At 70.1% G+C, this 13,849-nt stretch carries 15 protein-coding genes; 9 read left to right on the top strand and 6 right to left on the bottom strand.

The genetic code is table 11. The annotated features are described in order from the left end of the window. The first annotated feature begins 5 nt into the window (after nucleotides 1–5). From AB0K15_RS29875 to AB0K15_RS29865, 3 genes are all read left to right on the top strand, one after another. Nucleotides 6–1,109 carry a branched-chain amino acid aminotransferase gene (locus AB0K15_RS29875; RefSeq protein WP_364057601.1) on the top strand — a complete coding sequence of 368 codons (1,104 nt, stop codon included), beginning with the start codon at nucleotides 6–8 and terminating at the stop codon, nucleotides 1,107–1,109. 297 nt (nucleotides 1,110–1,406) lie between these two features. Continuing rightward, on the top strand, nucleotides 1,407–2,504 hold the full coding sequence (locus tag AB0K15_RS29870) for a glycosyltransferase family 2 protein (RefSeq protein WP_364057598.1): 1,098 nt from the start codon (nucleotides 1,407–1,409) through the stop codon (nucleotides 2,502–2,504). Nucleotides 2,505–2,540: 36 nt separating this feature from the next. Continuing rightward, nucleotides 2,541–2,711 (top strand): hypothetical protein, encoded by a 171-nt coding sequence (locus tag AB0K15_RS29865; RefSeq protein WP_364057595.1) that lies wholly within the window; start codon nucleotides 2,541–2,543, stop codon nucleotides 2,709–2,711. Nucleotides 2,712–2,741: 30 nt separating this feature from the next. Here AB0K15_RS29865 and cobT read toward each other — a convergent pair whose 3' ends face one another. After that, nucleotides 2,742–3,821 carry a nicotinate-nucleotide--dimethylbenzimidazole phosphoribosyltransferase gene (cobT, locus tag AB0K15_RS29860; RefSeq protein ID WP_364057592.1) on the bottom strand — a complete coding sequence of 360 codons (1,080 nt, stop codon included), beginning with the start codon at nucleotides 3,819–3,821 and terminating at the stop codon, nucleotides 2,742–2,744. Nucleotides 3,822–3,973: 152 nt separating this feature from the next. Between cobT and AB0K15_RS29855 the strand changes: the two genes are divergently transcribed. Together AB0K15_RS29855 and AB0K15_RS29850 are read left to right on the top strand one after the other, a co-directional pair. Then, a complete protein-coding gene (locus tag AB0K15_RS29855) occupies nucleotides 3,974–4,543 on the top strand; it encodes a dihydrofolate reductase family protein (RefSeq protein WP_364057589.1) in 570 nt (189 codons plus the stop codon). An 11-nt stretch (nucleotides 4,544–4,554) separates the two neighbouring features. Beyond that, a complete protein-coding gene (locus AB0K15_RS29850; protein WP_364057586.1) occupies nucleotides 4,555–5,244 on the top strand; it encodes an IspD/TarI family cytidylyltransferase in 690 nt (229 codons plus the stop codon). Nucleotides 5,245–5,274: 30 nt separating this feature from the next. Here AB0K15_RS29850 and AB0K15_RS29845 read toward each other — a convergent pair whose 3' ends face one another. Together AB0K15_RS29845 and AB0K15_RS29840 are read right to left on the bottom strand one after the other, a co-directional pair. Further along, nucleotides 5,275–6,270 carry an aldo/keto reductase family protein gene (locus tag AB0K15_RS29845; protein WP_364057583.1) on the bottom strand — a complete coding sequence of 332 codons (996 nt, stop codon included), beginning with the start codon at nucleotides 6,268–6,270 and terminating at the stop codon, nucleotides 5,275–5,277. 366 nt (nucleotides 6,271–6,636) lie between these two features. Next, the gene (locus tag AB0K15_RS29840; RefSeq protein WP_360606815.1) at nucleotides 6,637–7,284 is read right to left on the bottom strand and encodes a DUF3043 domain-containing protein; all 648 of its coding nucleotides are present in this window, start codon (nucleotides 7,282–7,284) and stop codon (nucleotides 6,637–6,639) included. Between the two features lie 145 nt (nucleotides 7,285–7,429). On the opposite strand from AB0K15_RS29840, the gene AB0K15_RS29835 reads away from it, so the two are divergent. Beyond that, entirely contained in the window at nucleotides 7,430–7,807 is a 378-nt protein-coding gene (locus AB0K15_RS29835; RefSeq protein WP_220237940.1) for an iron-sulfur cluster assembly accessory protein, read from the top strand. 92 nt (nucleotides 7,808–7,899) lie between these two features. On the opposite strand, the gene AB0K15_RS29830 is transcribed toward AB0K15_RS29835, so the two are convergent. Then, nucleotides 7,900–8,082, bottom strand: coding sequence for a hypothetical protein (locus tag AB0K15_RS29830; RefSeq protein ID WP_360606819.1), 183 nt, complete (start codon nucleotides 8,080–8,082; stop codon nucleotides 7,900–7,902). A 145-nt stretch (nucleotides 8,083–8,227) separates the two neighbouring features. Here AB0K15_RS29830 and AB0K15_RS29825 point away from each other — a divergent pair, with 145 nt between their 5' ends. Next, entirely contained in the window at nucleotides 8,228–9,217 is a 990-nt protein-coding gene (locus AB0K15_RS29825) for a carbohydrate kinase family protein (RefSeq protein ID WP_364057578.1), read from the top strand. A gap of 133 nt (nucleotides 9,218–9,350) precedes the next feature. On the opposite strand, the gene asnB is transcribed toward AB0K15_RS29825, so the two are convergent. After that, nucleotides 9,351–11,285 (bottom strand): asparagine synthase (glutamine-hydrolyzing), encoded by a 1,935-nt coding sequence (asnB, locus tag AB0K15_RS29820; RefSeq protein ID WP_364057575.1) that lies wholly within the window; start codon nucleotides 11,283–11,285, stop codon nucleotides 9,351–9,353. Between the two features lie 195 nt (nucleotides 11,286–11,480). Here asnB and AB0K15_RS29815 point away from each other — a divergent pair, with 195 nt between their 5' ends. Both AB0K15_RS29815 and AB0K15_RS29810 read left to right on the top strand, forming a co-directional pair. Continuing rightward, entirely contained in the window at nucleotides 11,481–12,428 is a 948-nt protein-coding gene (locus AB0K15_RS29815; RefSeq protein WP_364057572.1) for a cytochrome c oxidase subunit II, read from the top strand. A 39-nt stretch (nucleotides 12,429–12,467) separates the two neighbouring features. Further along, nucleotides 12,468–12,890, top strand: coding sequence for a cytochrome c oxidase subunit 4 (locus AB0K15_RS29810; RefSeq protein ID WP_364057569.1), 423 nt, complete (start codon nucleotides 12,468–12,470; stop codon nucleotides 12,888–12,890). Here AB0K15_RS29810 and AB0K15_RS29805 read toward each other — a convergent pair. Further along, entirely contained in the window at nucleotides 12,835–13,773 is a 939-nt protein-coding gene (locus tag AB0K15_RS29805; protein ID WP_364057566.1) for a DMT family transporter, read from the bottom strand. The two genes, AB0K15_RS29810 and AB0K15_RS29805, sit on opposite strands and share 56 nt — an antisense overlap. Between the last annotated feature and the right edge of the window lie 76 nt (nucleotides 13,774–13,849).

Here is a 13,849-nt window from a genome sequence, read left to right as displayed (position 1 = left end):
GGGCCATGACGACAGCGACGCACTTCTCCCGAGTCCCGCACCCGAACCTCGCGACTCCCGAGCGCGTCGCCGAGGTACTCGACAAGCCCGGGTTCGGTCTGTACTTCACCGACCACATGGTCACGGTGCGCTGGAGCGAGGAGCTCGGCTGGCACGACGCCAAGGTCGGGCCGTACGAACCGTTCTCCCTCGACCCGGCCACGTCGGTGCTGCACTACGGACAGGCGATCTTCGAAGGACTCAAGGTCTACCGCCAGGCCGACGGCACGGTGGCCGCGTTCCGGCCCGACGCCAACGCCGAGCGCTTCCAGGCCTCGGCCGAGCGGCTGGCGATGCCGCAGCTGCCGACTGAGATCTTCCTCGAGTCGCTGCGCGAGCTCATCGCGGTGGACGAGCGCTGGGTGCCCACCCGCAAGGGCGACTCCCTGTACCTGCGGCCGTTCATGATCTCCACCTCGACCGGTCTCGGTGTGAACAAGCCGGCCACCGAGTACCTCTACACGCTCATCGCGTCACCCGCCGGCTCGTACTTCGCCGGTGGCGTGAAGCCGGTCAGCGTGTGGCTGTCCACGGAGTACGTGCGGGCGGCCCCCGGTGGCACCGGCGCCGCGAAGTGCGCGGGCAACTACGCGGCGTCGTTCGTGGCGCAGGCGCAGGCCGTGGAGCAGGGCTGCGACCAGGTGGTGTGGCTCGACGCGGTGGAGCGCCGCTGGGTCGAGGAGATGGGCGGGATGAACCTGTTCTTCGTCTTCGGCTCCGGTTCCGACGCCCGCGTGGTCACGCCGGAGCTGTCCGGCTCGCTGCTGCCGGGCATCACCCGCAAGTCGTTGCTTCAGCTGGCCGAGACCGCGGGACACCGCGTCGAGGAGCGCCGGATCTCCACCGATGAGTGGGAGAAGGCCGCCGCCTCCGGCGAGCTGACGGAGGTCTTCGCGTGCGGCACCGCGGCCGTGATCACGCCCGTCGGGCACGTGAAGCACGCCGGCGGCGAGTTCTCGATCGGCGACGGGCAGCCGGGTCCGATCACCATGAAGCTGCGGGAGGAACTGGTCGGCATGCAGGAAGGCGACCTGGCCTTCCCCGACGGCTGGATGCGTCCGCTGAACTGATCCACTGTGGACACGAGAAGGGCCGCCCGGGTTCGTCCCGGGCGGCCCTTTTCGATTCGCTCGATCACGGAGAGTTTCCATCGGTCGGTGGTGGCGCTCGCTCGGCCTGAACCCTGAACAGTGAGGTCAACGGGCTGACGAGGCCGGATTTACGGTGGGTTTTCACCCACACGGGTGGGATGTTGAAGTTTCACGTAGCGTTCCGTGTTCGCCGGCGACGTATCTGCCAAGCGTGTCGGCCGGTCGGAGCCCGCGCGAACCCGCCGCACCGCGGCCGCGCACCGGAGGACCGCCCGCATGCCCGCTCTCACCCTGGCCGAACCGCGCCCGGGCCGGCACCGATCCGGCAGCGCGCGCGTCGTGGCGCTGATCCCGGCGCACGACGAGGAAGCCCGGATCGCCGCGACGATCACCGCTCTGCGTGCGCAGGAGCGGCCCGTGGACGAGATCCTGGTCGTCACCGACAACTGCACCGACGGCACCGCCGCGATCGCGCTCGCCGCGGGGGCGCGGGTGCGGGCGTCGGTCGGCAACCACCACAAGAAGGCCGGCGCGCTGAACCAGGCCCTGGCGTGGCTGCTGCCGCGCCTCGACGAGGACGACGTGGTCCTCGTGCAGGACGCGGATTCCACTTTGGACCCGCAGTTCGTGCGCGTCGCGCTCGGCCACCTCGGCCGGGACTACGGCGGTGTCGGCGGGGTGTTCCGCGGTGGGCCCGGCGGCGGGTTCGTCGGCCACCTGCAGCGCAACGAATACGCGCGTTACGCCCGCGACGTGCACCGCCTGCGTGGCAAGTGCCTGGTGCTGACCGGCACCGCCGCGATGTTCCGCGTCGGCACGCTGCGCGAGGTCTCCGCCGCACGCCTCGCCGGCACGCTCCCGGCGGGCGACGGCGCCGGCGGGGTCTACGACACCACTGTGCTGACCGAGGACAACGAGCTCACCTTCGCCCTGCTGCACCTGGGCCACCGCGTGATCTCGCCCGCCGCCTGCACGCTCGAGACCGAGGTCATGACGAGCTGGCGCGCGCTGTGGCTGCAGCGCCTGCGCTGGAAGCGCGGCGCGGTCGAGAACTGTGTCCAATACGGACTCACCCGCGTCACCTGGCGGTACTGGGGCCGGCAGCTGCTGACCATGGCCGGCGTGCTCGTGTCCCTGGTCTACCTGGCGACGATCGTGATCGGGCTGTGTCAGGGCGCACTGCACCTGCAGCCGCTGTGGCTCGCCGTCTCGGGGATCTTCGTGGTGGAGCGGGTGGTGACCGTCCGGTACCGCGGCTGGCGCCGGATGCTGCTGGCCGCGTCGATGTACGAGCTGGTCCTCGACTACTTCCGGCAGGCCTGCCACGCCAAGGCCTACACCGACGCCCTCTTGCGAACCCGCCAGAGCTGGTGACCCCGAAACTGTCGATCCGGAGAGAAGGAAACCGCCATGTACCAGAAGATCGGCGCCGCGAGCGCGGCCGGAGTGACCGGCGGCCTGGCCTACACCGGCGTCAGCGTGCTGTGGCTCGTGCTGGCCGGGTTCGCCCTGCTGGCCGCGGGCATCGCGCTCACGCGCATCGTCCCGGTCCTGCGGCGGCGGCCGGCAGCCGACCACTGACAGCTCGGCCGGCCGGCCGCCGGTTCATGATCAGGAAGCCGGCACCGGCGTGAGCGGGCCGGACACGCCGGACTGCTCGTGCGTGGTCATCTCCGCGAGCACCCGCGCGGCCATCATCAGCAGCGGCAGCGCGGTGACGGCGCCGGTGCCCTCGCCGAGACGGACGTCGAGGTCGAGCAGCCCGCCGAGGTCGAGGTGCTCCAGCGCGAGAGCGTGGGCGGGCTCGCCGGTGAGCTGGCCGGACATCCACCAGCGGCGGGCACCCGGCGCGAGCTCCTCAGCGACCATCGCCGCCGCGCAGACGACGAGACCGTCGAGGACCACGGGCGTGCGGCGCACGGCCGCCTGGGCCAGGAAACCCGCCATGGCGGCGATGTCGGCGCCGCCGGAGGTGCGCAGCAGGGCCAGCGGGTCGGCGAGGACCACGCGGGCCCGGCGCAGCGCGTCGCGCACGGCGGTGGCCTTGCGCATCCACGCGTTGTCGTCGATGCCCGAACCGCGCCCGACCACGGCCACGGGCTCGGTGCCGGTGAGCGCGGCGACCAGCACGGACGCCGGGGTGCTGTTGCCGATGCCCAGGTCGCCCGCGATGAGGAGGTCGGCGCCGCCGTCCACCTCGGCGTCGGCGACCTTCACGCCGGCCAGCACGGCGGCGCGCACCTCGGCGTCGGTGAGGGCGTCCTCGACGTCGATCGAGCCGGAGCCGCGGCGGACCTTGTACTCGCCGATGGAACGCATGGCCGACTCTTCGGTGTCCACGGCCATGTCGACCACGCGCACGCTGGCGCCGGCCGCGGCGGCGAGCACGTTGATGGCCGCGCCGCCGGTCAGCATCGTGCCGACGAGCTGCGACGTCACCTCCGGCGGATACGCGGACACGCCCTTCTTCGCGATGCCGTGGTCGCCGGCGAACACCACGACCCGGGGCCGCGTGAACGGCCGCGGCGGCGCCTGGCCCTGGCACGACGCGATCCACACGCCGAGCTCCTCGAGCCGCCCCAGGGAGCCCGCGGGCTTCACGAGCTTGCCGTGCAGGGCGATCGCCGCCGACCGGGCCTGGTCGCTGGGTGGTTCGATCTCGCCGAACTCGATGCTGGTGTCCGCGTCCACGCCAGGCCTTTCTCTCGCGGGAGTCCTCACGGGTCAACCTACCGGCCGCTCGAGAGAAAACTTCCGCGACCGTGTCGAACCGTGGGGCTACCGTTCGACGCGTCTTCGAGAGGCGCCCAGCGGGGGCGGAACCGGACGCAGGGGAGCACCCGATGGGCAGGATCGTCAACGCCACGTTCATGACGCTCGACGGCGACATCACCAACATGGCCGCCTGGCACTGGGACTACTTCAGCGAAGAGGCCACCGCCGCCGCGAAGGCTCAGCTCGACCGCAGCGACGCCCTCATCATGGGCCGCAGGACCTACGACGGGTTTTCCGCCGCCTGGCCGCAACGGGCCGGCACCGACCTGTTCGCCGACCGGATGAACTCGATCGACAAGTACGTCGTCTCCTCGTCGCTGACCGATCCCCAGTGGACGAACAGCCACGTGCTCGGCGGTGCCGGTGGCGACGCGGCGGCCGCGGTGCGCGAGGTCAAGGAGCGCACCGACCGCGACATCCTGCAATACGGCTTCGGCGACGTCACCCGGCTGCTGCTGGCCAACGGCCTGCTCGACGAGCTGCGCGTGTGGCTGCAACCCGTGATCTCCGGTGCGGCCAAGCCCGACGAGCTGCTTTACCGCGACACCGCGAAGGCGAGCTTCACGTTCAACGGCAGCGAAGTGTTCGGCAACGGGATGGTGATCCTCAGCTACACCCCGGTGAACGCGGCCCAGTAGGGTCGCCTACCGTGGAGACGACAGCGGCAGGGGTCGTGCTGGCCAGCGGCGCCGGCACGAGGGTCGGCGCGGCGCTCAACAAGGTGTACCTGCCGATGGCGGGCCGCCGGGTCGTCGCGTGGTCGCTGGCCGCGTTCGCCGCGGTGCCCGAGGTCGGTGTGCTGGTGCTCGTGATCCGCGAGCAGGACGCCGAGCTGGCCGACGAGGTGCTGGCCGCGCACCCGGGCAAGGTCGAGGTCGTCACGGGGGGTGCGACCCGGCAGGAATCCGAGCTGAACGCCCTGCGCCACCTCGCCCCGCGCATCGGGTCGGGCGCTATCGACGCCGTCCTCATCCACGACGCCGCCCGCCCGCTCGCGACTCCGGCGTTGATCGGCGAAGTTCTCGCCCGGACCCGCGAGTCCGGTGGCGCCGTGCCGGGACTGGCCGCCGACGACGTGGTCTCGATGGCCGCCGACGGTTCGGTCGCCGCGCCGCTGCCGGGCGCGATCCGCGTGCAGACGCCGCAGGGCTTCCGCGCCGAGCCGCTGCTGGCGGCCTACGAGCAGGCCGAGACCGAGGGCTTCCTGGGGACGGATACGGCTTCGTGCATGGAGCGGTTCTCCGCGCTGCCGGTGCACTGGGTGCCCGGCGGCGCGGAGAACCTGAAGATCACCTACCCGCACGACCTCGCGGTGGCCGAACGGTTGCTCTCCCGCTGAGCGGACGCGGGGCCCGCCCAGCGGCGGAGATCACAGCGAGGGGCTGCGGGTCAGCGACGCGTCGCGCTCGACGACGGACTCGAGGGCCTCGTCGATCGCCGTCAGCAGGTCCGCATCGAGCTTCACGCCGGCGGCCTTGACGTTCTCGTGCACCTGCTCCGGGCGGGAGGCGCCGATGATCGCCGAGGCGACGTTCGGGTTCTGCAGGACCCACGCCACGGCCAGCTGCGCCATGCTCAGCCCGGCCTGCGCGGCCAGCGGCTCCAGCTTGGCGACCGCGGTCAGCGTCTCGTCGTTGAGGAAACGCTTGACCATGTTCGCGCCGCCGTTCTGGTCGGTCGCGCGCGAACCCTCCGGCAGGGGCTGGCCCGCCTTGTACTTGCCGGTGAGTACGCCCTGCGCGATCGGCGACCAGACGATCTGGCTCAGCCCCTCGCGCTCGGACGCCGGCACGACCTGCGACTCGATGACGCGCCACAGCATCGAGTACTGCGGCTGGTTGGAGATGAACGGCACCTTCAGCTCACGCGCGAGCGCCGCGCCCTGCGTGATCTGGTCGGCCGACCACTCCGAGACACCGATGTAGAGCACCTTGCCCTGGCGGACGAGATCGGCGAAGGCGACCATCGTCTCTTCCAGCGGCGTGTTGTGGTCGAAGCGGTGCGCCTGGTAGAGGTCGAGGTAGTCGGTGCCGAGCCGCTGCAGGGACGCGGTGGCCGACTCCATGATGTGCTTGCGCGAGAGGCCCTTGTCGTTCTGGCCCTTGGGCCCGGTGGGCCAGAACACCTTCGTGAAGATCTCGAGGCTCTCCCGGCGCTGGCCCTTCAGGCCGCGCCCGAGGACGGACTCCGCCGCCGTGTTGGCGTACACGTCGGCCGTGTCGAAGGTCGTGATGCCGGCGTCGAGCGCCGCCTTGATGCAGGCCTGGGCCTGCTCCTCTTCGACCTGGGACCCGTGGGTGAGCCAGTTGCCGTAGGAGATCTCACTGATGTTGAGGCCGCTGCGGCCGAGTCGTCGAAACTCCATGCCGCTCAGCCTAGGCGGAGGTTGTTCGCGTTGCTAACGAACCACCTCGATCGGGCAGTGGTGGTGCTCACGGGTGGCCGCCGCCGGCCGGCAGGGCGCGATGATGGTGCCCATCAGGTGCTCGGCGCAGGTGACTGGCTCGGCGGCGCCCGTCGTGGGCGCCGGATTTCCCGGGCGGACGGGATGATCCCGCGGCCGGTCACTGCACTTCGACGCGGCCGAGGTGACGCAGTGGACCGAGGACTCGCTGCGCAGGGTTTCGCGCCCGGACGTTCCGGGGCACCGCACGGCCCGGGTCACGGGCGAGCAGCGGAAACGACAACGGCCGCCCCACCCGCGAAGGTGTGGCGGCCGTCACGAAAGTGCTCAGCCGGGGATCGGGTCGCCTGGGCGCAGGCGGGGCTTCGGGACCCGCAGTTTGCGGATCTGGCTCGCGCGCACGAAGGCGTACCAGCCGACGCCCCGGGTGGGCTCCTTCGGGAACCGCTCGCGGGCCAGGCGGGAGATCTTGCGGCCGTTGACGACGCCCTCGATGGCCATGACCAGCAGCATCGCCATGCAGATGAGGGTGATGTACTGCTGCGCCGCGGGCACCGGGATCAGCAGTGCGAGGAAAACGAGGATCGCGAGCGGCATGAACAGGCCCAGGATGTTGCGCCGGGAGTCGACGAGGTCGCGCACGTAGGCCTTGACCGGGCCGCGGTCGCGCACGGGCAGGTATTTGTCGTCACCCGACATCATGCGTTCGCGGCGCTCCTTGGCGGCCGCGCGGCGGTCCTCCTTGCTGACCGGGTTCTCCTTGCGGAGCTGCCGGTTGCGCTTCATCGCCTCGCGCATCGAGGTGGGCGGCGGGGCGACCGGGCCCCGCTTGCGGCCTTCGGCCTCCCGGCGCTTCGGCGTCGCCCGGCCCTTGCCCGGCGTATACGCCTTGGCCGTGGTCGATTCGGACTCGACGACCCCGCCGTCGACGTCGTCGGCGGGGGTCTCGGTGGTGCTTCGGCGCAGGAACCTCACCTCACCAGGGTATTGCAGGCGTCACGACGATGTTCGGCAGGTCGTGCGATGTGCAACCATGGAGGGGGAACAGATCGGGTACCCGGAGAGTTGAACTGTTTCGGACGAGAAGTACCCGCAGTGAGTTCGACCTAGAGGGAGTGCCATGACGACCGCTGAGCAGACCGGTGCGGCGCAGGCCGAGACCGCCGAGGAGACCCACGGCGTGACCTTGACCGACGCCGCGGCGGTCAAGGCGAAGGCCCTGCTCGAGCAGGAGGGCCGCGACGACATGCACCTGCGCATCGCCGTCCAGCCCGGTGGCTGCGCGGGCCTGCGCTACCAGCTGTTCTTCGACGAGCGCGAGCTCGACGGTGACCTTTTCCGCGACTTCGACGGTCTGCGCGTGGCGGTCGACCGGATGAGCGCTCCGTACGTGTCCGAGGCCGTGATCGACTTCGTCGACTCGATCGAGAAGCAGGGCTTCACGATCGACAACCCGAACGCGACCGGCTCGTGCGCGTGCGGTGACAGCTTCCACTGAGCCCGCGCGCTCGGAAAGCACAGACACGAAGAAGGGCCCCAGCCGATTCGGCCGGGGCCCTTCTTCGTGCTCGGAGCGGGGGCAACGGGGTCTCAGACGTAGGCGTCGAGGTCGGCGACCTGCGCGTGGCACGCGTCGTCGACCTTCCACGGCCGCGCGGCCCGCGGGTGCGGCATCCGGTCGGTGGTGAGTCCCTCGCTGCGAAGCGCGGACGGGATGTGGGCGCAGTCGGCGATCAGCTCGCCGAGGTCTTCCGGTTCAGTGGCCGTGTTCACTTCCGTAACGCTATTGATCCTTCAGCGACTGGGAAAGCGGTACCAGCCGGTAGTGTCGGCCGAGGCGCGGGAACTACCCGGACGGGTCATGACCTGCGGGTGACCACGCCAGAGCCGCACGAACGAGACACCCAGAGGAGAACCGGTGGCAGACAAGGCCAGGATCGCCGTGTCCGGCAGCATCGCAACCGATCACCTGATGCACTTCCCCGGCAGGTTCGCCGAGCAGCTGGTCAAGGAGCAGCTCCACCGGGTGTCCCTGAGCTTCCTGGCCGACGACCTCGTGGTCCGGCGCGGCGGCATCGGCGCCAACATCGCGTTCGGCCTCGGCGTGCTGGGCGTGAACCCCGTGCTCGTGGGTGCCGTCGGCTCCGACTGGGCCGACTACGCTTCGTGGCTGGAACGCCACGGCGTGGACACGTCCGGGGTGCTCGTGTCCGAGGTCGCGCACACCGCGCGCTTCGTGTGCACCACCGACGAGGACCTGTGCCAGATCGCGACCTTCTACGCCGGCGCCATGGCCGAGTCGCGCAACATCGAGCTCAAGCCCATCGCCGACCGCACCGGTGAGCTGAGCCTCGTGCTGATCAGCCCGGACGACCCCGAGGGCATGGTCCGCCACGCGCAGGAGTGCCGCCAGCGCGGCTACACCTTCGCCGTCGACCCGTCGCAGCAGCTGGCCCGCATGGACGGCGCCCAGGTGCGCGACTTCATCGCGGGCGCCAAGTACCTGTTCAGCAACGACTACGAGTGGGAGCTGCTGCTCCAGAAGTCGGGCTGGACCGAGGCCGACGTGCTGGAGCGCGTGGGCATGCGCATCACCACGCTGGGCGAGAAGGGCGTGGAGATCGTCGGCCGCGACGACCTCGCCCTGCAGATCGGCGCCGTCCCCGAGCGCGGCAAGGCCGACCCGACGGGTGTCGGCGACGGCTTCCGCGCCGGCTTCCTCGCCGCGCTCGACGGCGGCCTCGAGCTGGAGCGCGCCGCGCAGCTCGGCTCGCTCATCGCGGTGCTGGTCCTGGAGACCGTCGGCACGCAGGAGTGGACCTTCGACCGCGCCGACGCCCTGGCCCGCCTCGGCGACGCGTTCGGCCCGGAAGCGGCGGACGAGATCGCCACGGTGCTGCCCGCCTGACCTCGGCCCGGCGGAAAGAGCCACCCGTCCGACTGCCGACCAGACCGAAGACGGCCGCCCCGAACGCGGGGCGGCCCTCTTCGACGTCAGGCGGACAGTGAGCTTCGCCACCCGGCTTGCCGGGTGACCGGGCTCAGAGCTTCACCGGGTAGACCGGCTCCGGGATCTCCGGCTTGATGCGGTGCTCGACGAAGATGCCGTGCCACAGCATGAACACCAGCAGCGCCCAGATCTGGCGGCTGCGGTCGAGCTGGCCGGCCTTGTGCTCCTCCAGCAGGCGCAGCACGGCGGGCTTGTCGAGCAGCTCGTCGGTCTTCGAGTCGTTGATGATGCCGCGGGCCCAGTCGTACATCTCGTTGCGCAGCCACAGGCGGATCGGCACGGGGAAGCCGAGCTTGCGGCGGTTGAGCACGTGGGCGGGGATGATCTTCGCGAGTGCCTGGCGCAGCGCGTACTTCGTGGTGCCGTGCGCGAGTTTTTGGTCCAGGGGAATGGAAGCGGCGACCTTGAACACCTCGGCGTCGAGGAACGGCACGCGCAGCTCCAGCGAGTTGGCCATGGTGACCTTGTCGGCCTTCACGAGGATGTCGCCGCGCAGCCAGGTGAACAGGTCCACGTGCTGCATGCGCGCCACCGGGTCCCAGCCGCGCGAGACGTCGTACCAGGGCGCGGTGACGTCCTTGAACCCCACACCGTCCTGATAGGTCCGCAGCACGTTGCGCAGCTGGTCGTCGCGGAAGTTGCGGGCGTTGCCGTAGTAGCGGTCTTCCAGCGGCAGCGCGCCGCGGCGCAGCAAGTCCTTGCCGCGCGTGCCTTCCGGGATCTTCGTGGACACCTTGCCGATGAGCTTGCGCACACCGCCGGGCACCTTTTCGAACGGTGCCAGCGAAATCGGCTCGTTGTAGATCGTGTAGCCGCCGAACAGCTCGTCGGCGCCCTCGCCCGACAGCACGGCCTTCACGTGCTTGCGGGCCTCGCGCGCGATGAACCACAGGGGCACCAGCGCCGGGTCGGCCACCGGGTCGTCGAGGTACCAGACGATGAGCGGCAGCGCCTCCATCATCTCGTCGGCCGAAACCGTGCGCACCACGTGCTTCACGCCGATCGCCGCGGCCGACTCGGCGGCCACGTCCACTTCGGAGTAACCCTCGCGCTCGAACCCGGTGGTGAACGCGATGAGGTTCGGGTTGTGCTCCTTGGCCAGCGTCGCCGTGGCCGTGGAGTCGATGCCGCCGGACAGGAACGCGCCGACGGTCACGTCCGGGTCGGAGATCATGTGCTTGCCGACCGAGTCGCGCATCACATTCGCGATGCGCTCGTACAGCTCTTCGGCCTCGGCGGCGCCGTTCACCGGCTTCGCCGCGAACTGCGGGTGGAAGTAGCGGGTGAACTCGACCTGCCCGCCCGGCACCACGCGGAACGACGTGCCCGACTCGACGCGGCGCACCGCCGTGTGCAGCGACTCGGGCTCCGGCACGTACTGCAGCACGAGGTAGTGCTGCAGGGCCTTGCGGTCCAGCTCCTGGGCCACGCCGAGCGTGTCGGTGAGCTCCAGCAGGCTCTTCTTCTCGCTGGAGAACGCCACCCCGCCGGGGCCGGCGGCGTAGAACAGCGGCTTGATGCCGAACGGGTCCCGCGCGCCGAACACGACCTTCTCTGCCGAGTCCCAGATCATGAAGGCGAACATCCCGCGCAGCTTCTTCACCGCGTCGGCGCCGAGGTAGTGGTAGGCCGCGACGATGGCCTCGCCGTCGCCCTCGGTCTCGAACTTCGCGCCGAACTTTTCAGCGAGCTCGTCGCGCAGCTCGCGGTAGTTGTAGATCTCACCGTTGAAGTTCATGGTGTAGCGGCCCGGCGCCTCCGGCGGACCCCAGTGCAGCGGCTGGTGGGCGTGGTCGACGTCGATGAACGCCAGCCGGTTGAAGCCGTAGACGACCTCGGCGTCGGCCCAGGTGTCCTGCTCGTCGGGGCCGCGGTGGCGCTGGCAGCGCATCGCCGTGCCCACGGCCTCACGGGCGTTCGCCGCGTCGGTCTCGGTGCCGCAGATCAGTCCAAGCAGGCCGCACACGCGTACTCACACACCTCAGGGTCTTCGCCGGTCCGGGAAGGGCACAGTATGCCGCGAACCGTGCACCGCGGACCGCATCGGGTGGACGCGCGCGCGTTGTGGTCACCCCTTGGACAGCGGGAACCGTGAACTCGGCTAGGCTCCGCCTGTCACGAAGATCGGTCGAGGAGGCTCTGGGTGAAAGGGCGAGGCGCAGTGGGAAAACCAGCGCGCACCCACAGGGGTAAGCGTGTCGGCCGCGTAGCTGCGCTGGCCGCGCTGGTGGCGCTGACCGCGACGGGCTGCTCCGGGGACGAGATCCTCCGCTTCGGCTGGCCGGTGGGTGTCACCCCGCAGGCCGACGAGATGCGCAACCTGTGGACGTGGACGGTCATCGCGGCTCTTGCCGTCGGTGTCATCGTGTGGGCCCTGATCTTCTGGACCGCGACGTTCCACCGCAAGAAGAAGAACTCCGCGGTCGAGGGTCCCGAGGACCTCCCGCGTCAGTTCCAGTACAACATCCCGCTCGAGATCTTCACGGTCGTCGTCCCGACGATCATGGTCTGCGTCCTGTTCTTCTTCACGGCGACGACCGAGAGCGACGTCCTGGACAAGAAGCCCAACCCGGACGTGACCGTCGACGTGGTGGCCTTCCAGTGGAACTGGGAGTTCAAGTACGACGACGCGAACGCGAAGCGCCCGGACGGCACCCAGGTCAGCACCGTCGGTTCCTCCGGCGAGATCCCGCTGCTGGTGCTCCCCACGAACAAGACGATCGAGTACCGCCTGCGGTCCACCGACGTCATCCACTCGTTCTGGGTCCCGGAGTTCCACTTCAAGCGCGACGTCTTCCCGGACCCCGAGAAGAACAACCAGGACAGCTCCTTCCAGAACTCGATCGACCGCGAAGGCTCCTTCGTCGGCCGGTGCGCGGAGCTCTGCGGCACGTACCACTCGGTGATGAACTTCGAGGTCCGCGCCCTCTCGCCGGACAAGTACGACCAGTACATCAAGCTGCGCACGGAAACGAACCCGAAGACGGGCCAGCCGAACACGGCTTCCGAGGCGCTGGCGGCGATGAACTGCGGCGAGCTGTGCACCCCGCACGCGGTGACCACGCAGCCGTTCAACACCGACCGCACCGCGCGCACCGCGTCCAACTGACCGGTTCCGGCGAACCAGAGGAGTAGGGGAGAAAGTCCCATGAAGGTCGAAGCCCGGATTTTCTACCTGGTGGCGGCGTTCGCCGTCGTCATGGCCGTCATCTACTGGGTCATGACCGCCCTCTACGCGACCGACCAGAAGGCCGAGCCCGTCGGCATCGTCTCGCTCTTCCTGACCGGTGGTCTCGCGTTCCTCGCGGGCAGCTACATGCAGTTCGTGTCCCGCCGGATCGAACCGCGCCCCGAGGACCGCGAGGACGCCGAGATCAGCGACGGTGCGGGCGAGCTCGGCTTCTTCAGCCCGGGCAGCTACTGGCCGATCGCCATGGCGGCCTCGGCCGCGCTGGGCGGTCTCGCGCTCGCGTTCTTCCACATCTGGCTGCTGGTCATGGCGCTCGTCGCCCTGCTCATCGCCGTGGGCGGGCTGGTGTTCGAGTACCACACGGGTCCGAACCACGAGTGACGCTTTCCCCGGTCGTTCGTGACCGGGGCCTGCCGCCGCGCTGGGGTGCCAGCGCGGCGGCGAGCACCGCCAGCATTCCCAGGCCCTCCGGCCACGACAGCCGGTGGCCGAACGCCAGCACGTCCACCACCACCGCGACCACCGGGTACAGGTAGGACAGCAGCGCCACCGTCGTGGTGGGCAGCTTGCCGATGCTCGCGTACATCAGCACGTACATCACCGCCGTGTGCACGGTGCCGAGCAGCACCAGCCACAGCAGCCCCGGAACCGAGTGCGGTAGCGGCGTGAACGCCAGCGCCGGGGCCAGCAGCACCGTTCCCACCGCCAGCTGCACCGCCGCGAGCAGGTGCGGGCGCACGTGGGTGAGCTGCTTGGCCACGAACGACGTGCCGGCGTAGAGCACCGCCGCACCCAGCGCGAGCGCGATCCCCGCGAACCGCACCGGTTGCCCGCCGTGGGCCGAGAGGGAGATCACCACCACACCGGCGAACGCGACGCCCGCCCGCGCCAGGTGCGTCTTCGCGACTTTTTCACCGAGGAACGCCGCCGCCAGACCGACCAGGATGAGCGGCTGCGTGTGGTAGACGACCGTGCTCACGCCGATCGACGACAGCGCGTACGAGGTGAACAGCAGCACCCAGTTGGCCACCAGCAGCACGCCGCCGAGTGCGGCCAGCAGCAGGTCGCGCCGCGTCGGGTGCCAGCCGCGGAAGTAGCCGCGGGCCAGGCACCACACCACGAGCAGGACACCGCCGACGAGACAGCGGGCGAACGCGACGGCGGGCGCGGCGGCACCGCTTTCCAGCACGACCGCGCCGATCGTGCCCGACAAGGCCATGGCGGCCGACCACTGCAGGACCGGGCGGGTTTCGGGGTTTCTCATACGGCACAGATTCGGCCCGCGAGCCCTGTGCGACCAGTGTCAGAGATGACAACGACCGCAAAACTTGTGACACCCT

The organism is Amycolatopsis sp. NPDC049253, assembly GCF_040678995.1.
Classification (GTDB): domain Bacteria; phylum Actinomycetota; class Actinomycetes; order Mycobacteriales; family Pseudonocardiaceae; genus Amycolatopsis.
This window is presented reverse-complemented; position numbering and strand designations above follow the sequence as displayed.